The sequence below is a fragment of the Niallia sp. FSL W8-0954 genome (assembly GCF_038005605.1).
GTDB lineage: Bacteria > Bacillota > Bacilli > Bacillales > Cytobacillaceae > Niallia > Niallia circulans_A.
Genome location: NZ_JBBOTN010000001.1, coordinates 958,040 through 977,642 on the forward strand (window position 1 = coordinate 958,040; position 19,603 = coordinate 977,642).

The 19,603-nt window shown below is 37.6% G+C and carries 22 protein-coding genes; 20 read left to right on the top strand and 2 right to left on the bottom strand.

Annotation, left to right across the window (positions count from 1 at the left end; translation table 11 throughout):
* Positions 1-195: 195 nt before the first annotated feature.
* The 19 genes from NX902_RS04690 (at position 196) to fni (ending at position 17,947) form a co-directional block, all read left to right on the top strand.
* Positions 196-846 (top strand): SMI1/KNR4 family protein, encoded by a 651-nt coding sequence (locus tag NX902_RS04690; protein ID WP_095333492.1) that lies wholly within the window; start codon positions 196-198, stop codon positions 844-846.
* 293 nt (positions 847-1,139) lie between these two features.
* A complete protein-coding gene (locus tag NX902_RS04695) occupies positions 1,140-1,928 on the top strand; it encodes a hypothetical protein (RefSeq protein WP_095333494.1) in 789 nt (262 codons plus the stop codon).
* Positions 1,929-2,245: 317 nt separating this feature from the next.
* Entirely contained in the window at positions 2,246-2,554 is a 309-nt protein-coding gene (locus tag NX902_RS04700) for a PTS lactose/cellobiose transporter subunit IIA (protein WP_047943303.1), read from the top strand.
* A 58-nt stretch (positions 2,555-2,612) separates the two neighbouring features.
* Entirely contained in the window at positions 2,613-2,933 is a 321-nt protein-coding gene (locus NX902_RS04705; protein ID WP_095333496.1) for a PTS cellobiose transporter subunit IIB, read from the top strand.
* Between the two features lie 163 nt (positions 2,934-3,096).
* Positions 3,097-3,600, top strand: a complete 504-nt coding sequence (locus NX902_RS04710; protein WP_095333499.1) for a hypothetical protein — start codon at positions 3,097-3,099, stop codon at positions 3,598-3,600.
* Between the two features lie 21 nt (positions 3,601-3,621).
* Positions 3,622-4,977: a PTS cellobiose transporter subunit IIC gene (gene celB, locus NX902_RS04715; protein ID WP_095333501.1), complete on the top strand. Its 1,356-nt coding sequence runs from the start codon at positions 3,622-3,624 to the stop codon at positions 4,975-4,977.
* Between the two features lie 169 nt (positions 4,978-5,146).
* Positions 5,147-6,583, top strand: a complete 1,437-nt coding sequence (locus tag NX902_RS04720; protein WP_341122659.1) for a 6-phospho-beta-glucosidase — start codon at positions 5,147-5,149, stop codon at positions 6,581-6,583.
* Positions 6,584-6,769: 186 nt separating this feature from the next.
* Positions 6,770-8,689, top strand: coding sequence for a BglG family transcription antiterminator (locus NX902_RS04725; RefSeq protein WP_095333505.1), 1,920 nt, complete (start codon positions 6,770-6,772; stop codon positions 8,687-8,689).
* 169 nt (positions 8,690-8,858) lie between these two features.
* Positions 8,859-9,053, top strand: a complete 195-nt coding sequence (locus tag NX902_RS04730) for a YxiG family protein (RefSeq protein ID WP_445668886.1) — start codon at positions 8,859-8,861, stop codon at positions 9,051-9,053.
* Positions 9,054-9,265: 212 nt separating this feature from the next.
* Positions 9,266-9,595 (top strand): PadR family transcriptional regulator, encoded by a 330-nt coding sequence (locus NX902_RS04735; protein ID WP_095333508.1) that lies wholly within the window; start codon positions 9,266-9,268, stop codon positions 9,593-9,595.
* 1 nt (position 9,596) lies between these two features.
* Entirely contained in the window at positions 9,597-9,938 is a 342-nt protein-coding gene (locus NX902_RS04740; protein WP_341122661.1) for a DUF1048 domain-containing protein, read from the top strand.
* Between the two features lie 278 nt (positions 9,939-10,216).
* Entirely contained in the window at positions 10,217-10,978 is a 762-nt protein-coding gene (locus tag NX902_RS04745; RefSeq protein WP_341160579.1) for an ABC transporter ATP-binding protein, read from the top strand.
* Positions 10,979-11,728 (top strand): ABC transporter permease, encoded by a 750-nt coding sequence (locus tag NX902_RS04750; RefSeq protein WP_123259921.1) that lies wholly within the window; start codon positions 10,979-10,981, stop codon positions 11,726-11,728.
* Between the two features lie 344 nt (positions 11,729-12,072).
* Complete coding sequence (locus tag NX902_RS04755; protein ID WP_095333519.1) at positions 12,073-12,318, top strand: hypothetical protein; 246 nt, start codon at positions 12,073-12,075, stop codon at positions 12,316-12,318.
* Positions 12,318-13,667, top strand: a complete 1,350-nt coding sequence (locus NX902_RS04760) for a tripartite tricarboxylate transporter permease (RefSeq protein WP_171509367.1) — start codon at positions 12,318-12,320, stop codon at positions 13,665-13,667. The genes NX902_RS04755 and NX902_RS04760 overlap by 1 nt, the downstream gene beginning before the upstream one ends.
* Positions 13,668-13,709: 42 nt before the next feature.
* Positions 13,710-14,660 carry a mevalonate kinase gene (gene mvk / locus NX902_RS04765; protein WP_095333523.1) on the top strand — a complete coding sequence of 317 codons (951 nt, stop codon included), beginning with the start codon at positions 13,710-13,712 and terminating at the stop codon, positions 14,658-14,660.
* A gap of 22 nt (positions 14,661-14,682) precedes the next feature.
* Positions 14,683-15,672, top strand: coding sequence for a diphosphomevalonate decarboxylase (mvaD, locus tag NX902_RS04770; RefSeq protein ID WP_095333525.1), 990 nt, complete (start codon positions 14,683-14,685; stop codon positions 15,670-15,672).
* Positions 15,673-15,835: 163 nt separating this feature from the next.
* On the top strand, positions 15,836-16,924 hold the full coding sequence (locus tag NX902_RS04775) for a phosphomevalonate kinase (protein WP_341160580.1): 1,089 nt from the start codon (positions 15,836-15,838) through the stop codon (positions 16,922-16,924).
* 3 nt (positions 16,925-16,927) lie between these two features.
* Positions 16,928-17,947, top strand: a complete 1,020-nt coding sequence (gene fni / locus NX902_RS04780) for a type 2 isopentenyl-diphosphate Delta-isomerase (protein WP_341160581.1) — start codon at positions 16,928-16,930, stop codon at positions 17,945-17,947.
* Between the two features lie 141 nt (positions 17,948-18,088).
* On the opposite strand, the gene NX902_RS04785 is transcribed toward fni, so the two are convergent.
* Positions 18,089-18,241: a hypothetical protein gene (locus NX902_RS04785; protein ID WP_164463770.1), complete on the bottom strand. Its 153-nt coding sequence runs from the start codon at positions 18,239-18,241 to the stop codon at positions 18,089-18,091.
* Between the two features lie 225 nt (positions 18,242-18,466).
* Here NX902_RS04785 and NX902_RS04790 point away from each other — a divergent pair, with 225 nt between their 5' ends.
* Positions 18,467-18,934, top strand: a complete 468-nt coding sequence (locus NX902_RS04790; RefSeq protein WP_095333535.1) for a MarR family transcriptional regulator — start codon at positions 18,467-18,469, stop codon at positions 18,932-18,934.
* 151 nt (positions 18,935-19,085) lie between these two features.
* Here NX902_RS04790 and NX902_RS04795 read toward each other — a convergent pair whose 3' ends face one another.
* Positions 19,086-19,460, bottom strand: a complete 375-nt coding sequence (locus tag NX902_RS04795; RefSeq protein ID WP_095333538.1) for a DoxX family protein — start codon at positions 19,458-19,460, stop codon at positions 19,086-19,088.
* Between the last annotated feature and the right edge of the window lie 143 nt (positions 19,461-19,603).

The window sequence follows — 19,603 nt, forward strand, 5'->3', positions numbered from 1 at the left end:
TGTTACATTGGGACTTTTTGTTAGCCATCTTTGTTGAATTTTCGTCATTCCCCAATTATTTTTACGTTTTCTCCTTTTGAAGAGAAATATGATAAGACCCGGATGGGCAGAACCAAATTAGCGTGAGTATTAGAAAATAACGGAAAATTCAAAATGATTGATATGTTATATTTAAGATAAGGGTGAGATGATTAAATGGATTACGAATTAATTAGATATAGAATTGAGGCTATTACATCTAAGATTAAAGAAATTGGTGGAGAGGTTCAAGAAGTTATTATTGATGAGCCAGCTTCGCTTGAACAAATAATCAAAACAGAGGAACAACTTGGGAGAAAGTTACCTGCAAGTTTCAAGAAGGTTCTTAATGAGTTCTCAAGTAATTTCAGTTTGCGGTGGCTTTTACCTGACAATATGGAGCAACCAAAAGAATTCAGAGAAATATTCTCTGGTACTCCTCACTGGAGCTTAGAACTTCTTTCTCAGTGTGAAGAAGATCGTATGGGGTGGATTGAAAATGTTTTTTCTGATCCCGAAGATGAATATGATGTAGTTTGGCATAATAAATTAGCCTTTAGTGAAGTAGGGAATGGGGATTATTTAGCATTTGATATGAGTAACAAGGAAGATGCCCCAATCGTATATCTTAGTCACGATAATGGTGAAGGGCACGGTTATATATTGGCAAATAACTTTATTGAATTCCTCAATAATTGGTCAAGAATAGGGTTTGTAGGGTGTGAGGACTGGCAATGGCTACCTTTTACAACAAGTCCTGGCAGTGGAATAGTTGCGGATGGAGAGGAAGCAGGGCTTTTTAGAACTTGGCTAGGATTAGATATATAAATAGTAATAAGAGCATTAAAGTCTAACTCAATGCTCTTTCCTATATTAATTTAATGTTATAATATACTAAATTAATGATGAATTTAAATATTTAACTTTCCACCGTAAAAAAGTTCCCCGTAAGATTATTCAAAGGCCAAAATAACTTCTTCAATCACAAATAAATCCAGAGAAGCATATATACCAACTAAAAGGGGTTTTTTAAAGTAAAGCTTGGATAAGACGTTCATCCTATATTGTACAATAAACGTCACAAGGAATCATATAATTTAATTAAAGAAGGTTATGTATATATGAAAATACTTTTGAGGCTTCATTTAGTATTTTATATAAGTCTATTCGCATTTATGTTGGCAATTCCATATAATTCCATGGATGCTAATATATTTAAAATGATCTTATTTTTAGTAACTCTTTGTGTATTTATACTAATCCTGACTTGCTATATTGTACTTTCTTTTAATAAAGAGATTAAAGCTATTAAAAAGTATATATATGCAAATATAGTAATGATGATCATTGGAATTATTGGTTTCCTTACACTGGGACATGTGTATTACTCAGAAAATCAGGAGCAAATTTTTATGATAATTATTATTGGCGTTCTTTTTATTATATCGCACGTACTGAATCTTCAAATGAAGAGGATAGTTGAGCATTATAATATTGATGTTATTTCAGAAGTAAAATTATTCTACAAAATGGGGAAAATAATAGAAAATACACCAATTTCAAATGCGGCTACTAAGTTAGACCGGATCTCTTACGGTTTCTGTATAGTCGTTTTTATAGCAGAGAATATGGTTATCTATATTTGTGCAATAGGAATCATCTTATTGTGTTCAATAAAGTATCTTAATCAATTAAGAAGGGAGTTTCTAAAAAGTAATTTAGTATCAAAGGCAGAGACTTATTTCTCCATAGTTGCCTATGTTCTTTGCTATCTGATATCCATCTTGTGGCACTATTATTTTCAAAACATTTCTACTATTATTGTTGGACCATTAGGACTGCTTTTCTTAAAAATTTATATACAAAGAATTGCTGTCAAAATATATAGAAGTGGGTGTCAGGCACCGTAAAAAGACAATTGTCTTTTTGTGGTGCCTGACACCCGTTTTTGACACCCGTTTTTGACACCCGTTTTTATGGTAATGGTTTCCGTTGCGCAAAGGAAAGAGTTTGAATTAACTTTAAATTTAATTAAGTATAGTATGTAGATAAGCAGTTGATAACAAAAGATGAAATCGCTAACAATGGTTTTTGGTATTCTCAATTGGCCTTTCATTCTTTTAAGCTAGCAATCGAAAGAGAATTAAGTCGAACATACTGTTAGCTTTATCTTTACTGCAAATAGGAGAAATGGTGCACATACTTTTTTATGTAAGGGTGGATTAGCATGAACTTGGAGGAAATTAGTTTTCAAATTATTTTAAATGGAGGAAATGCTCGAGGTTTAGCAATGGAAGCAATAAATGATGCTAAAAGTGGCGACTTTTCTTTAGCAGAGCAAAAACTGGATGAAGCAAATGAAGCAATGCGCGTAGCTCATCGCTTTCAAACAGATTTGATTCAAGGGGAAGCTCGTGGAGAAAAATTTGAAATTCGGTTATTGCTTATCCATGCGCAAGATCATTTAATGAATGCCATGACTGTTGTTGATATGGCAAAGGAATTCATAGAACTTCATAAGAAACTACCTAACTAAGCTGGGAATTTGTTTGACCTTAATCAAAAAATCTTATTAATTATTGGAGGAATATAAAATGAAAAAAGCCCTAATTATTTGTGCAGCTGGTATGTCATCATCACTAATGGCAAAAAAGACAACGGAGTTTTTTAAATCAAAAGGTCAAGATATTGTATTAGATGCTATATCTGCAAATGAAGGCGGTAAGATGATTGAGAAGGGTGAATTTGATCTATATTTAGTAAGCCCGCAAACAAAGATGTATTTCAATAAGCTGAAAGAAACAGGGGATCGTGTAGGGAAGCCGGTTGTTAACATACCACCACAAGCGTATATTCCAATTCCGATGGGAATTGAAAAATTAGCAAACGTAATTTTACAGGAACTGCCGAACTAAGGTGCTAATGAATAGAAGAGAAGGAAGCTACTAGTTTTTCCCTTTCAACGACGGAGTCCGTTCGATCTAATTTCCACTATGAAAAATGAAAGCGGTATCTAATATTAGTTGAAATCTCAAATGAAGAAGCAAGTAGCGAAGAACAAGAGAAGGAGGGATTAATATGAATTATGAACAAAGAGCCTTGCTAGAAAAGCAAAGAAAGAAACAAAGTATAAAAACGATGTATTTTAATCGGTATTTACTTGTTCGTTATGTAACTGCACTATTCTTTTTTACCAATTTATATTGGTTTATTTCGTTGGTGCTAAGTGATTCAAAGCTGTTTTTTATTCCTTTCGTATTATTGCTCTTTATGATAGCTAGTGTTGTGGAGCAAGTGAAGATTTACAGCAGTCCTAGCCATCATCCTAAATTTACAAAATACAGTTTTACGGCATTGCTCGCTGCAAATGTAATTTGTATAGTGCCTGCTTGTTTTTCTTCTACTTTTGCTTTGCTTTATCCGTTCTTAATTAATCAAGATGAATCAAGAATGTTCATTCTAACTATTTTAATTTCGGGAATATTATTAGCTGCTTTCATGCTAAAACGATTGCACAAAATTAGTTTAAATGAAGATAAACACTATAGCCGCATTAAACTATATGAAAAAGTTATTAATTAACCATGGAAAAGAGGAGTTTATATGTCAGGAGAAAATAAAGTATTTGCTCTTTTTGAAAAATATCTCATGGGTCCAATGGGGAAAGTTGCCTCCTTCCGCTTTGTGCGGGCAGTAATGGCAGCAGGGATGGCTTCCATTCCCTTTACTATCGTTGGTTCTATGTTCCTAGTATTGAATGTATTGCCGCAGACACTTACTTTTTTAGAAGGATTTTTCAATAGTACTTTCTTTAAGATTAGTGACTTGTATATGTTAGCAAATAAATCAACAATGGGAATCCTAGCACTCTATTTTAACCTTGTCATCGGTTATGAGTATACGAAAATTATTGCTGAAGAAGACAACTTAAATTTAAATCCATTGAATGGGGCTTTACTATCTATGTTTGCCTTCTTTATGACCATTCCTATGCTCGTAATAGATGGCGGAAAAATCTCGCTTATTCATCAAATTGATGATGGAACAACCATTGTAAATGGCTGGGAGATGGTTGGTGATGGTGTGAGTCGGTTAGGTACTACAGGTATTTTTGCAGCAATTATTCTCGGGATTATCGCCGTGCAGTTATATAGATTATGTGTTAAACAAAATTGGGTAATTAAAATGCCTGAAGCAGTACCGGAGGGGGTATCTAGATCTTTTACAGCGCTAATTCCGGCCTTTTTAGTGGCTATTGTGATCTTAGTTATTAACGGTATTCTAGTAGCATTAGGTACAGATATTTTTAAAGTAGTAGCTGTTCCATTTAGCTTCGTTGTGAATTTAACAAACAGCTGGTTAGGAATCATGGTAATTTATTTCTTAATCCATGCCCTTTGGATTGTAGGAATTCATGGTGCAAATATTATCGGCGCATTCTTAACGCCTATTGTTCTATCTAATATGCAGTCAAACTTAGAGGGAAGTAATATTCCGTTTGCTGGAGAATTCTCAAACTCATTTGTCATTATGGGAGGATCTGGAGCAACTATTGGATTAGTGTTCTTCGTTGCCTTTTTAGCTAAGTCACAACAACTAAAGATATTAGGGAAAGCATCGCTTGCTCCTGGTATTTTCAATATTAATGAACCATTATTGTTCGGTCTGCCAATTGTTTATAATCCATATTTGGCAATCCCATTCTTCTTAGCACCAATGGCTTCGGCTTCGATTGGATATTGGGCCATTAAGTTAAAATTTGTTGATGCGATTATTGCACAAGTACCTTGGCCTTCGCCAATTGGTATAGGAGCATTTATTGGTACAGCGGGAGATTACATGGCTGTTATTGTAGCGATAATTTGCGGTGCTGTAGCATTTCTGGTTTGGTTCCCGTTTATTAAAATGTATGATAACAAGTTAGTAATACAAGAAAAAGGTGGAGAATCAGTATTATAGTCTAATAATTAAATTTGGAGAAACGAATACTTACACGAAGTATTTTCATTGTAGCTCTATTTATTTTAACAGGAAGAAGGCGGTTCTCCACGAAACGATAGACCGCTTTCTTTTTTTATTAACAAATTTATAACTTACAAGAAATAACATTCAATGGAGGAAGCTTATCATGACAAAAACAGCATTGTCAGAGAATTTCTTATGGGGAGGAGCAGTTGCGGCTCATCAGCTTGAAGGTGGCTGGAATAAAGGCGGAAAAGGTGTAAGTGTTGCGGATGTAATGACAGCAGCAAGACATGGTGTCGCTCGTCAGATTACAGATGGTGTGCTAGAAGGATACAATTATCCAAACCATGAAGCAATTGACTTTTATTCGCGCTACAAGGAAGATATTAAACTATTTGCAGAAATGGGATTTAAATGTTTCCGTACATCTATTGCTTGGACAAGAATTTTTCCAAATGGAGACGAGGCAGAACCAAATGAAGAAGGACTGCAATTCTATGATGATTTATTTGATGAGTTGTTAAAACATAATATTGAACCAGTTATTACACTTTCACACTTTGAATTACCTTATCATCTTGTAAAAAAATATGGTGGATTTAGAAATAGAAAGTGTATCGATTTCTTCGTTAAATATGCGGAAACGGTATTAAAACGCTACAAGGATAAAGTAAAGTATTGGATGACATTTAATGAAATCAATAACCAAGCAGATACAAGCATGGATTTCGCGAGCTTCACTAATTCAGGAATTAAATATGAGGAAGGGGAAAATCGGGAGCAAACGATGTATCAAGCCTCTCTTTATGAACTAATTGCTAGTGCAAAGGTAGTGAAGATTGGCCGGGAAATTAATCCTGATTTTAAAATTGGCTGTATGCTTGCCATTGTACCTGTTTATCCATATTCTTGTCATCCCGATGATGTTATGTATGCCGCAGAAGCAATGCATAATCGCTGGTTCTTTGGCGATGTACATGTTAGAGGAGAGATTCCTAATTATACGAAGAAATATTGGGAACGCAATGGATTTGAAATAGATATCACGAAAGAGGATGAAAAGATTCTCAAAGAAGGTACCGTAGATTATATTGGTTTTAGTTATTATATGTCTAAAGTAGTGAGTAGCCGTGAAGTAGAAGGCAGTGAATCTGATGGCGAATTTGGCCACGTTATTCGCAATCCTTATGTAGAAGCGAGCGATTGGGGCTGGCAAATAGATCCCGTAGGTCTTCGTTATTCATTAAATGCTCTATATGAAAGATATAATATTCCCTTATTTATTGTGGAAAATGGTCTAGGAGCAAGGGATACGTTGGAAGAAGATGGATCAATTAATGATGAGTATCGAATTCAATATTTCCGTGATCATATTGCCGAAATGAAAAAAGCAGTCGAATTAGATGGTGTTGACTTAATCGGCTATACACCATGGGGCTGTATTGATTTAGTTAGCGCGGGAACAGGTGAAATGGAAAAACGTTACGGCTTTATTTATGTAGATAAAGATAATGAAGGAAAAGGTTCCTTAGCGAGAAGCAAGAAGAAATCATTTGATTGGTACAAACACGTTATTGAAACAAATGGGGAAGAACTTTGATCTTTTTCTAAGGCATGCCTTCTGTTGTACCTATTAATCTAGCTGGTAGGTCAGGATTTGCTTTCATAGTCTAAATGGAGTTTGCTTTAAACTCCATTTTTTCCTATGTGCTGGACTTAAATGTATAATTTAGTAAGTTGAGTAAAAATGGTCCAATGAATGGACGATGAAGGGAGCTGATTAAAATTGGCTTTACTATCAAGCCGGCAGAAAGACATCCTAGTTCTTTTATCAGAATCAAAGGAGCCTGTTACTTCAGACTGGATGGCTAAAGAATTGGGTGTCAGTGATCGGACTATTCGTAAAGAAATAAAATTGATGCAGGACACGACAGAGTCATGTGGGACCATAATCGATTCCATTAGAGGAAAAGGCTATATACTGAATATCGTTAATCCTGCCTTATTTTCCAATACTATTCATGAACATTTTAACGATAAAAAAAAGCCAGTGGATGATTTTGCCGATAAAAATACGAGAGTCCTCTATATTTTAAAGCGTTTATTTCTAGAAAAGGATTTTATTAAACTAGAAAACTTTACAGATGAGCTGTTTATATCGATGTCTACCTTGAATAATGATTTAAAAATAGTGAAAGAGATTCTAGATAAATATAACTTGAAATTAATAAACAGACCACACTATGGCTCGAAAGTGCAGGGTGATGAATATATGAAACGGTTATGTTTATCCAATTTCTTATTAAGTCGCAATCAAGAGACATTTGTTAAAGAAGACTCTCTGCAGCTTATTGATCAAAATCTTTTAAAAAAGATTAAAGAGGTTATCATACAAAAGGTAGTTAAATATAAAATTGATATATCTGATATTTCTTTGGAAAACCTAGCCACACATATAGCGATTGCATGCAGGAGAATTCAGGAAGGCTTTGTAATAGAAGAGTTAACAGATGTTCTAGTGGAAGAGTATCCATTTGAAAAGATAGTAGCAGACGAGATTACTAGTAAAGTAGAAGAGTTTACGGGTCTAACGTTTCCTAACACAGAAATAAATTATATTATTGTTCATTTACTCGGAACAAAGCTCTTGCATAAAAGAGAGCTAGTCGAATTCAGTAAATTTGATGAGGCGGGGACAATCATAAATGAGATGATAGAAAGACTTCGCACTGAATTGAATTGGGACTTTCGCCAAGATCGAGAGTTTATCCAAGCTTTAACCTTGCATATCCGTCCTGCCATGAATCGATTGCGTAATAAAATGAGTATACGTAATCCTTTACTAAACGATATTAAGAAAAAATATCCTGCTGCCTTTGAAGGAGCTATTATAGCTAGCAAATGTATAGAGGAATACTTAGGGATGGAAGTGGTAGAAGATGAAATTGCTTATATCTCTCTTCATATAGGTGTTGCGCTCGAACGATTAGAATTAGAGAAGAAGAAAAGAAAAAAAGCAATCATTGTTTGTGCATCAGGTGTGGGGAGTGCTAAGTTACTGTATTATCGCTTGCAAAATAGATTTGAACAAGAACTGGAAATAATAGATACCATTAATTATTATAATTTATCCTCATATGACCTGACGGATATTGAGTTAATTATTAGCACCATTCCGATAAGGGAAGATTTTGGTATACCAGTCCAAGTGGTGAATACTTTCTTAGAGGACAAGGATATACGATCTATTCATGACCATCTAAAAGCTGCTTCTTATAAGGTAGGGAATTACTTAGATGCATCTAGAATTTATCTTCAATTAGACTTGCCAGATAAAGAAAGCATTATAGAATTTCTAAGTAAGGAGTTATATCAATTAAATCTTGTACCAGCAGACTATATGAATCTTGTTTTAGAAAGAGAGGCAATAGCCCCGACTAGCTATGGGAATCTCGTGGCTGTTCCCCATCCCTTGGTTCCCGTAACGCAAGAGACCTTTTGGACAGTGTGCACATTGAAAAATCCAATCCAATGGAATGAGCAGCAAATGGTTCAATTTGTTTGCCTATTGAATATTAAAGAGGGAACACATAGTGAATTGGATGGCATGTTTAAAAAGTTAATTTCTATTATCGAAAATAAGTCGATTGTGCAAAAAATCATCAAAAGTAAAGATGCAGATGAGTTAATAGAGTTACTAAATTGACGAATAAGATCATACTTTGTATTGGTTAATTAAAATTAATATGACGTTTAAACAAGTCATGTCTTATTATGTTTATCAAGAACCAGAATCATGATACGTATAGACTGAATAACTAACTTTGATGAGTCTCATTTATTATTAACAGAATTAAGCTATTTTCCTCAAGGATTTGGAAAAAATTATGATTGAAAGCCTAAATAGTGCATTAAAAGAAATGGATACACTTTCATCTACAACAAATTTCTATTTCCAAGTCAATAATAAGGACAACTTCTTTATTGAAGCAAGCTGTTTAAGTATAAATGGGAAAGAGTATAGAAACTTGATTACAGATGATAAAGAATTAAAGAAACTATTATATTGAATTTTTATCCTTCAGAGCTGAGATTTTCAAAATAATCTTAGCCTTTTCTTTTCATATGACATACCATCATAAAGAAATCTCTTTGCGTCTTGACAAACAAATCTAATATGTATTACTATATACCAGTAATAAGTAATACTTGATATCTATAACACAATGTACTGATGATGCATAGTATTGAAATATAAAATAACTGTAAGTGAGGTGGAAATGTGGAAAATATTACAGAGATGTTGAAAGGAGTGCTTGAGGGGTGTGTGCTTGAGATTATAAGCCGGGGGGAAACTTACGGGTATGAAATCACGCAGCAACTGCGAGAGCTTGGTTTCACGGATGTAGTGGAAGGGACTGTTTATACGATTACCATGCGGCTGGAGAAAAACAATTTAGTTGATATCGAGAAGAAGCCATCCAATATGGGGCCGCCAAGAAAATTTTACAAGCTGAATGCAGCTGGCCAAGAGCAGCTTAAAATGTTTTGGGAAAAATGGGAGTTTGTATCAAGCAAAATTAATGAACTTAAATCAAAGGAGATGTTGTAATATGAGTATTTTTGAAAAGATAGTTGGCAGTCTGGAAGAAAAACGGGAATGGAAGGCGATGGAGGCACGTGCAAAAGCACTTCCAGGTGAATATAGCAATGCTTATAAAGCAATTCAAAAATATATATGGAATGCTGGTGGTGGTCCCACTGATTGGGAGGGCAGCAGCCGCATTTTTAACGGTATTCTTGATCTCTTCGAGGCAGGAGCAGCTGAAGGAAAGAAAGTTACTGACCTTACAGGTGCGGATGTAGCAGCTTTTTGTGACGAGCTAGTGAAGGATGAGGAAACTTGGAATGATAAGTATCGGAAAAAATTAAATGATACTATTGGTCGTGGATAACCGCAATTGTCTATTGAGGTTTAAGCTAATGATGTAAATCTTAAATTTTAGTCGGATTGGCTTCATCCGCAGTATCATGAATAAATCAACATGAAACGATTTTAGCAAAAGTAAACAAAAAGGCTATTATGGACTGGATGGTTGTTGCCAAGGTGAATTGTTAACTATTCAGTTATTTTTTTATATCGGTAGTAAGTGATACAGAATATCAGTCAGGCTAAATAGCTGAATGCTGCCAATATAGTTTTAGGTAAGCACTTCTATAAGGAGGGAAAAGCATGAGTGAAACAGCAATTTCTGTAAAGGGATTAAAGAAATCCTTTAAAGCCAAACAAGTATTAAAGGGGATAGATTTTGAGGTGAGGCGTGGCGAAATTTTTGCATTGCTAGGTTCAAATGGAGCGGGCAAAACGACGATAGTTAACATTCTCTCCACGTTGATGAAACCTGATGATGGAAAAGGAAGTATAGATGGTTTTGACATCCATCGTCAACCAGATAATGTCCGTCAAAGCATCAGTCTGACAGGGCAGTTTGCAGCATTAGATGGCATGCTTACTGGTCGTGAAAATCTAATCATGGTTGCAAAGCTGCGGGGAGTTTCTAATCCAGTCCAGGCTGCTGACCATTTGCTTGCTAGATTCAGCCTGACTGACACAGCCAACCAGAGAGCAGATCAATATTCGGGAGGGATGAAGCGTAGACTTGACATTGCCATGAGTTTAATCGGAAAGCCGTCTGTAATTTTTCTTGATGAATCAACGACAGGACTTGATCCTGAGGCGCGGATGGAAGTTTGGGATACAGTCAAGGTGCTTGCGGGCGGTGGCACAACCATCTTGCTAACGACTCAGTATTTGGAGGAAGCGGAACAGCTAGCAGACCGTATTGCCATCTTACACGGCGGAAAAATTATCACTACTGGTACTCTGACTGAACTTCAAGAGATGTTTCCACCAAGAAAAGTGGAGTATATCGAGAAGCAGCCGACATTGGAGGAAACTTTCCTCGCAATAATTGGCAAAAAGGAGAGAATGTAAATGAAAAGTAAAACATGGGTTCTACTAGGACGTTTAATGCGCAATATTATGCGCAGCCCAGACACGATAATTACAGTGGCGATTACGCCGATTATGATGATGCTGCTGTTTGTCTATGTATTTGGTGGTGCGATAGAAACTGGTACGGATAACTACGTCAATTATTTACTGCCAGGCATTCTGCTGATGGCAATCGCATCCGGTGTTGCTTACACTTCGCTGCGGCTGTTTACGGATGTGAAAAGCGGGCTGATGGCACGCTTTGTTACAATGCCTATTAAACGTTCGTCGATATTATGGGCGCATGTGTTGACTTCAATTATTTCCAATATGCTTACTGTGGTGGTCGTTATCCTTGCTGCGCTTTTGATGGGCTTTCGTTCCAATGCGGCTATTATAGATTGGTTTGCGATAGCTGGGATACTAGGACTATTTACACTTGCACTAACATGGCTAGCCGTCATTCCTGGCTTAAGAGCAGGAACTATGGAAGGAGCTACAGCTTATTCATACCCGCTGATTTTTCTGCCGTTTATCAGTTCAGCCTTTGTTCCTACCGAAACCATGCCTAAGCTTATCCGTGTGTTCGCAGAGAATCAGCCTGTGACCTCCATTGTAAATGCCATTCGTGCTCTTTTGTATGAAGGCACCGTTAGAAATGATATCTGGATAGCTCTTGGCTGGTGTGTCGGTATCATGGCTATCGCTTATTTCTTCGCTAATAAAGCATTTAAACGCCAGTTAGGGTAACTAACCTGTAGGGTATCTAATCTGGGGAAGGGATAATGGCTGCTTGCGATTAATTAACCTTTTAAGAACGATGAATTCACATTAATGATTAAATGTGGTTCATCGTTTTTTCATATGAAAAAGAGGTTTCTTTCATATGAAAATTTAGAGGAATTGAATATCTGAATAAATAATGGTTATAGCATTTACTATTTGTGGTATAACAACCATGAATACATATTTAATTTCCGGAATTCAATTGAGAATCATTTTCAACGGTTGGAATTTAGTGTATAATCTTCGTGGGGAAGCGGAACCTAACAGTATGCTCATTAACGCTCATTAAATACAAGGAGTTTGATTGTATGGAAAATAAACATAATCAAGAGGAAAACGATAATATTGAGGTCTGGGAGGATCTCATCAATATAAAAGATTTAGTGATCGCACTAATAATTTGTAGTATAACGACTATGGGTGCCTATTTTATTGCACCAAATGAGGCACCAAAGCCTTTGTTTTTTGGACTTGGTGGTGCCATTATCGGTTTTATTATTTGTAGTTTTATCATTAAGCCAAAAAGAAACTTTGAAAGAACGGGAGAAAAATAATGGATATCGTATTAATTATTGAGATGATTGCTGCTGCCGTTTTAGCAGCTGTATTGTATACCATAATTGGTGTAGCACCGGGGACAGACGAAACGGCTGTTTTAGCACCGGTAACGCTGGCGATTGTATTTGCGGGGGTAGAGCCTATTGTGGTTTTAACCTTTTTTATGTCTGCAATTGTAGCAAATAAAGTCACCGATTCTATTCCAGTCGCACTTGCTGGAATTCCAGGGGGAGTGATGGCGACCCCGATGGTAGAGCATGCCCTCGTGTTAAAAAAACATGGCATGCCAGATATCAGTATTCGCAAAATGGCATCTGGATCTGTAATCGGGACGCTTGTATCGGTTCCTGTGAGCTTATTGATGGCGCAAGTCTTAATTCCATTCTCTGATGTCATTAAAGAATATGCAAACCCTCTCTTTTTCATTGGTGCCGTTTTACTGGCATTAATGACGAAAAATAAGCTGTTATCACTTCTAGTGATCCTGCCGTTTGCTCTCTTAATAGAAGGGTTACGCCATCTTTATTGGGGAATTGGGGTTGTGCCTGAAGGAACGAATGTCTTCATATCCTTTTTCTTAGGAATTACCATTGGCCCTGTCATTTTGACATTGTTTGAACTATTACATAAAGAAAAACGAGCTAGTATGCCAAGATATCCAAAGAAAACGATTCGTTTTGCGGAAACGAATACCTCTAAAGGTTTTCCAAATCCTTTTAAAATATTGACCAAACAGGAAACGGGAACAAGTATGCTTGCCAGCTTTATTGGCTCTATTACCTTTATTATGAGTCCTGTCGGTATGACTATTTTCCTTGGAGAAGTATTTTCAAGTCGCATCAAGGATCCTGTGAAAAAAGCGTCAGTAGCAATCGCTTCAATGGAAGGATTGACAAATGCTACGTATATTTCTGGAACATTAATTCCCTTGATTGCTCTCGGTATCCCGTTGTCTCCAATGGCAATTGGACCTGCAAATGCTCTCTTTAACGCACCGCCAGTGTTCACGCCAGAGCATAATTTGCATCATCTCTTATCAAATGCAGATTTTGTGTGGGCAACATTAATCGGGGCAACGATAGCTCTTGTAATTACTTATTTTGTCGCTGTAAAGTATGCTAATCAAATTTGTGCCTTTGTGTTTCGCTGGGTTCCCCATGAAGCAATTCTAGGACTATTTTTTGGACTTGTGTTATTATTAGCTTTTATGGACGCTGGTTGGATAAATATCATCGGTGTACTTGTTATCGGTTTATTTGCTGGTATGCTGCACCGCTGGGGCGTCAATTATGGCGTTCAGTTTATGATCCTTTATTCAGCACCGTGGATCATTAGTTGGTTTTAAAAATCCTAACAGATATATATTTATATGAAAGTGGGGATATCGATGCTTGAAACTCCACAAAAAATTGCGGTAGGCCGAGCACATAGTAAGTTAATTTTAATTGGGGAGCACTCGGTTGTTTATGGACAGCCGGCCATTGCTTTTCCGTTTAAACAAATAGAAGTAAAAGTAACCGTTAAGAATATCGGGGGAAGTTCGATACAAATCGAAAGTCCCTTTTATCAAGGACCAATAGAGCAAATTCCTGAAAAGATGGAGGGAATTGGTGATTGTATTATCCAGACATTAAAGGTTTTGGAGCAGCAGTCTTCCGGTTTAGAAATTAAGATTTCCTCCACGATTCCGATTGGACGAGGACTAGGTTCAAGTGCGGCAATTGCGATCGCGCTTGTTCGCGGTCTTTTTGCCTTTTTCAATCAAAAGCTAAGCAACAGTCAATTAATGATCTTGGTGGAGCGGGCGGAAAAATTTGCGCATGGAACACCAAGTGGGATCGATATGATGACAGCTGCTAGCGCCACTCCGATTTGGTTTCAAAAGCAGCAAGAGGTTGAACATGTGCAAATTGGCGCGCCATTTCATCTGGTTATAGCAGATAGTGGCAGGGTTGGCGATACTTTTGCAGCGGTTAAATCAATCCGAGATAAGTATGAAATTAAGCCTGAGCAAATAGAGGAATCTATCACACTACTTGGCATATTAACACAAGAGACGCGAGTAGCACTTGCTGCAGGTGATTTTCAACTGGTTGGCGACAAATTAAATCAAGCACACCAGCATTTAGGTTTGTTAGGTGTCAGTGATTCTGGATTAGATGATTTAGTAGACACTGCTCGATCTGCTGGAGCAGTTGGTGCAAAATTAACAGGCGGTGGCCGCGGTGGCTGTATTTTAGCATTAGTGGAAAATGAGCAGCTTGGAAAAAAAGTTGCCGATGCTTTGCTGGAAGCTGGTGCTGCCCAAACATGGCAATACACAATAGCTGAATGCTAGTAACAATGGAGGAGTGTGATTAATGGAAGCGATCGCTCGAGCTCATACGAATATTGCGTTAATCAAATATTGGGGAAAACGGAATACCCAATTGTTTTTACCGACAAATAGTAGTTTGTCGATAACATTAGATCATTTTTACACAGAAACCAAGGTGCAGTTTTCTGACCGGTTTGAGAAGGACAGCTTGATATTAGATGGAAGCCAAGTCTCTGATCGAGAAATTGGGAAAATAACAGCCTTTCTTGATCATGTCCGGAACATTGCTGGCACAAAAGCTTTTGCAAAGGTGACATCGGTGAACCATGTGCCGACAGCTGCTGGTTTTGCTTCCTCTGCTTCGGGATATGCAGCATTAGCTGCGGCAGCAAGTAAAGCATTACAGCTAGGTTTAACAGGGACAGAACTTTCCGCTTTAGCCCGTCAAGGATCTGGCTCTGCTTCCCGCTCTATTTTTGGAGGATTTGTAGAATGGCAAAAAGGCGAGAAGACAGACGGAACGGATTCGTTTGCAACGCAAATTTTAGACGAAAAAGCATGGGATCTGAGCGTCCTTTCTGTTGTAGTGGAAGCTGGTCCTAAATCGGTATCGAGCCGAGACGGCATGCAGCGGACAGTGGAAACTTCTCCTTTCTATGCGGGCTGGTTAGCGACAGTAGATGAGGATTTACAGCAGATGAAAGAAGCGATAAATGCACGTGATTTTACAAAGCTAGGTGAAATTGCCGAGGCAAATGCGATGAAAATGCATGCTACAACGTTAGGGGCAAAGCCGCCGTTTTTATATTGGCAAAGTGCAACGCTTGATGTTATGCAACAGGTGATGGAATTGCGTCAACAAGGGCTAGAGGCTTATTTCACCATTGATGCCGGACCGAATGTAAAAGTCCTCTGCAAACCAGAGCAAGAACATATAATCAAAGAAAAGCTGGCAGCAGTAGCTTCTGTTCGTGATGTAGTTGTATGTCATCCAGGCCCTGGAATTCAATATTTATCTGAATGGGTGGGATAATGGTAAAATAAATAGGAAGAGGGATCGTTAAAGAAAACTTATCCCTCACGGAGGAAAGTGGCATTTATCGAGTCTTTACGGACAATTTATCCACACCTGTTCTTGGAGCTTACTTCCAGTTAAGCGTGGCATAAATGAGGACTTTTAAAAGGAGTGAGTCCAGATGCATGAAATAAAAGTTCCAGGTAAACTGTTTATTGCTGGGGAATATGCAGTGCTAGAACCAGGCTATCCAGCAATCGTTGTAGCAGTTGACCGGTTTATTACAGCGAAAGTGACATTTAGTGAAAAACAGATGCTGTCCTTGCCGCAAATAGGACTTCCCAATGTTGCTTGCCGATTCGAGCATGGACAAGTCGTTTTGGAAGATACTGATGCAAGATTGGAATTTATCGAAAACACATTAGCTGTAGTTCATCAGTATTTACGAGAAAAGTCTGTTCATACGAAGCCTTTTTCACTTAGTATTACTAGCGAATTAGATGATGTTTCCACTGGTCGGAAATATGGCCTAGGATCTAGTGCAGCAGTAGTTGTTGCGGTCGTATCCTCCATTTTAATGTTGTATCAAGATCAACTAACTGTTACGAAAAAACATATTTATAAGCTCGCTGCAATCGCTCATTATCAGACACAAGGCAGTGGCTCCTGTGCAGATGTAGCAGCATCGACATATGGCGGCTGGCTCCACTATGCAGCATTTAAAGCAAGGTGGTTAAAAGGAAAGCTTGCAGACAAAGGTTCTATTTCTGAATTGGTGGAAGAGAATTGGCCCTATCTCCAGATAGAACAGCTAGAAGCGCCTGAAGAATTAGTGCTTGCTGTCGGCTGGACAGGCAGTGCTGCAAAAACGGCTTCTTTAATAAAAAAGATTGAACCATTAAAGCAGCAAGATTCCCATATCTATCAAGGATTCCTTCAGAAAAGTCGCGATGCTGTTTCCGCGATGGTGGAAGGCTTTAAACAAAACGATATAACGATGGTGATGGCGAGTTTATCCGCTAACCGTTCTGCTTTATTAGAGCTAAGTCGAGAAACTGGCGGGGCAATTGAAACGACGGAATTAGAAAAGCTAATTCAGATTGCTGATCGTTTTGGAGCTGGAAAATCATCTGGTGCTGGCGGCGGCGATTGTGGAATTGCTTTTACAAGCATGAACAAGCTGGAACGATTACATAAAGAATGGCAGGAGGCTGGTGTCGTACCTTTAGATATCCTCCCTGCAGCCAAATATAATGAGACTGGAGTTTAGAGAATGACTGATTCAATTGACAAAAGAAAAGCCCAGCATATTGAGTTGGTTTTAAATGAAAAAGTCACAGGAGATAATATTACGACTGGCCTTGAAACGTATCGTTTTTTACATAATGCCTTGCCGGAAATTAACTTTGATGACATTACATTAAACACAGAGTTTCTAGGTAAAAAGCTGAAGACTCCTTTTTTAGTCAGTTCAATGACTGGCGGGGCTGCGATGGCGGAGACGATTAACCGAAACCTCGCAATTGCGGCAGAAGAACGTGGGTGGGCCTTTGCATTAGGATCCACAAGAGCACTCATTGAAAATGAAAAATATCGGGAATCCTTTCAAATTCGAAAATATGCACCATCGATTCCAATCATCGCTAATTTAGGAGCCGTTCAGTTTAATTATGGCTTTGGAATCGACCAGTGCAAACAAATTATCGAGATGACAGATGCGGATATGCTTGTGCTCCATTTGAATAGTATCCAAGAAATTGTGCAGCATGAAGGTGATCGCAATTTTAAAGATCTGCTTGGAAAAATCGAGCAAGTTTGTACACAGCTAGAGATTCCTGTTGGCGCAAAAGAAGTAGGCTTTGGAATCGATGGCACCACTGCGAAAAAACTGACTGATGTTGGCATCTCCTTTATTGATGTCGCAGGTGCAGGCGGTACATCATGGAGCCAAGTAGAAAAACTACGCTCCAAAGAGAAAATCAAGAAAATAGCAGCCGAAGCCTTCAGCAGCTGGGGAATCCCAACGGCTGAATGTATTGTTTCCGTTAAGGAAGCAATTAATCAACCAATTATCGCCAGCGGGGGAATCAAAAATGGAATGGATGCCGCTAAAGCAATCGCACTAGGATCAGACATGGTTGGTTTTGCTCGTTCCATTTTAAAAGAAGCTACTGAATCACCAGAAGATCTAATCGAACTGTTTGAGACACGAGAACTAGAATTACAGATGACAATGTTCGGAATTGGTGCAGCAACTGTTGAGGAATTGAAGGGAACAGATCGGATTAAGTAGGGACAAGGGGACAGGCCCCTTTGTCCCTTCAGGATTGAAATTTTGGTAGTAAGGGTATATTATAATATATAAGAATCAAACTAAAAAAACCAAGGAGCTAGAACTCCTTGGACAACTACTTTCGAGTGGTATGCTAAATTGTTATTTAGAAGACCCACCCTTATGCTTCCGACGGCGCGGGGTGGGTTTTCGTTTGTTCTTCTTTTTGCTTGCAAAGCGATTTGCATAGCCCGCAGCAAGAGTAGTAAAAAAGATTTTTGCTACATCTTTGAGTAAGTCCAAAACGAAATCCATTTGTATGTCACCTCCTTTCCTTCTTAGATAGGAAAAGAGTGCATACCACCCGCACCTATGTAGTTGTACCATTATTATATCATATTGTTTTTCCATTTTGAGACAATTTAGGTAGGGAAGTAGGGACAAGGGGCCTGTCTCCCTTGTCCCTTGATGGTATTGTTGAAAGAGAAACAAAATAACAGTATAATATCATTGATGTACCAACAAGTGGGAGGGCAAACCGTGACCAAGGAAGAAGAACTCATAATGAATGTCAGGGACTTATTTAATAAAATGGTTTGGCTTAATAAAAGTAAAATGATGAAAAGTCTTGAGGGACACTCACCTTCTGAAGTGCATTGTATTGAATCCATTGAAAAATCTACAAATCCCAATGTGACAAATCTTGCGGAGTCCCTTTATATGACTAGAGGTGCTATCAGTAAATTAACGAAAAAACTTATTAAAAAAGGTCTTATCGAAAGTTATCAGAAACCGGAGAATAAAAAGGAAATCTACTTTAAGCTCACAGAACAAGGAGAAAAGATATTTAAAATACATGAAGAGCTGCATAATGAGTTTTATGAACGAGATAAAGTTATTTTTGAACAAATAACGGAGGAACAATTTGACAATATGCTTAGCCTTGTGGAAAAATACAGTAAGCATTTGAATACGGAAATAAAGAAACAAAATCTAACAATTAATTAGTTCAGATAAAAAGAATGATATCAAAGGCAGACCGACTCTAGTGAGAAAGGTCTGCCTTTTTTCATCGCTAAATAATTCCGATACAAAAATAGCGGTAGTCTAATAGACCACCACTATTTACCTCTGGTTTCTTGTGAGAATGAACTCTTTATTAGTTAAATTCAGGGAAATTTGCAAGATTCGAGGCATTGCTTAAAAATAAGATAAGGGCAAAAATAGCTATCACTATAATCATTGTCATGTTTTTAAATGGTTCTTTAACACGTATCATTGCAAAAGTGCCGACTATAGCAAAAATGACAGTCAGAAGTGAACCTGCTGCGATCCAGCTTGCATTCCAATAACCGATAATTAAAGCTGCTGCCGTTACTAATTCATAGCCACCTGTGAACACACGGAACCATTGTGGCATTCTCAATGTTTTAAATTCTTCGATAGCTGTCTTATCGCCTGTCAATTTTCTAGAACTTGCCATTAAAAACATAAATATTAAAAATGATTGCATAACAATCGTGACAATATGCATATTTAATATCTCCTTTTGATTATTAATAGATGTAAGAACGGTGTGATTTACGTATGGTTATAGCCATATCATTTAAGGTGGAATCTGTAGGTACGATACTTGCTTCAATTTGTAGCCAGTCCTTATATAAATAATAGGAATTA

Coding starts and splice junctions, on each gene's coding strand:
- fni (WP_341160581.1), top strand. CDS start 16,928: ATGACTGATTCAATTGACAAAAGAAAAGCCCAGCATATTGAGTTGGTT.
- NX902_RS04785 (WP_164463770.1), bottom strand. CDS start 18,241: ATGGATTTCGTTTTGGACTTACTCAAAGATGTAGCAAAAATCTTTTTT.
- NX902_RS04695 (WP_095333494.1), top strand. CDS start 1,140: ATGAAAATACTTTTGAGGCTTCATTTAGTATTTTATATAAGTCTATTC.
- NX902_RS04760 (WP_171509367.1), top strand. CDS start 12,318: ATGGATATCGTATTAATTATTGAGATGATTGCTGCTGCCGTTTTAGCA.
- NX902_RS04690 (WP_095333492.1), top strand. CDS start 196: ATGGATTACGAATTAATTAGATATAGAATTGAGGCTATTACATCTAAG.
- celB (WP_095333501.1), top strand. CDS start 3,622: ATGTCAGGAGAAAATAAAGTATTTGCTCTTTTTGAAAAATATCTCATG.
- mvaD (WP_095333525.1), top strand. CDS start 14,683: ATGGAAGCGATCGCTCGAGCTCATACGAATATTGCGTTAATCAAATAT.
- NX902_RS04710 (WP_095333499.1), top strand. CDS start 3,097: ATGAATTATGAACAAAGAGCCTTGCTAGAAAAGCAAAGAAAGAAACAA.
- NX902_RS04705 (WP_095333496.1), top strand. CDS start 2,613: ATGAAAAAAGCCCTAATTATTTGTGCAGCTGGTATGTCATCATCACTA.
- mvk (WP_095333523.1), top strand. CDS start 13,710: ATGCTTGAAACTCCACAAAAAATTGCGGTAGGCCGAGCACATAGTAAG.
- NX902_RS04750 (WP_123259921.1), top strand. CDS start 10,979: ATGAAAAGTAAAACATGGGTTCTACTAGGACGTTTAATGCGCAATATT.
- NX902_RS04720 (WP_341122659.1), top strand. CDS start 5,147: ATGACAAAAACAGCATTGTCAGAGAATTTCTTATGGGGAGGAGCAGTT.
- NX902_RS04740 (WP_341122661.1), top strand. CDS start 9,597: ATGAGTATTTTTGAAAAGATAGTTGGCAGTCTGGAAGAAAAACGGGAA.
- NX902_RS04755 (WP_095333519.1), top strand. CDS start 12,073: ATGGAAAATAAACATAATCAAGAGGAAAACGATAATATTGAGGTCTGG.
- NX902_RS04775 (WP_341160580.1), top strand. CDS start 15,836: ATGCATGAAATAAAAGTTCCAGGTAAACTGTTTATTGCTGGGGAATAT.
- NX902_RS04795 (WP_095333538.1), bottom strand. CDS start 19,460: ATGCATATTGTCACGATTGTTATGCAATCATTTTTAATATTTATGTTT.
- NX902_RS04700 (WP_047943303.1), top strand. CDS start 2,246: ATGAACTTGGAGGAAATTAGTTTTCAAATTATTTTAAATGGAGGAAAT.
- NX902_RS04745 (WP_341160579.1), top strand. CDS start 10,217: ATGAGTGAAACAGCAATTTCTGTAAAGGGATTAAAGAAATCCTTTAAA.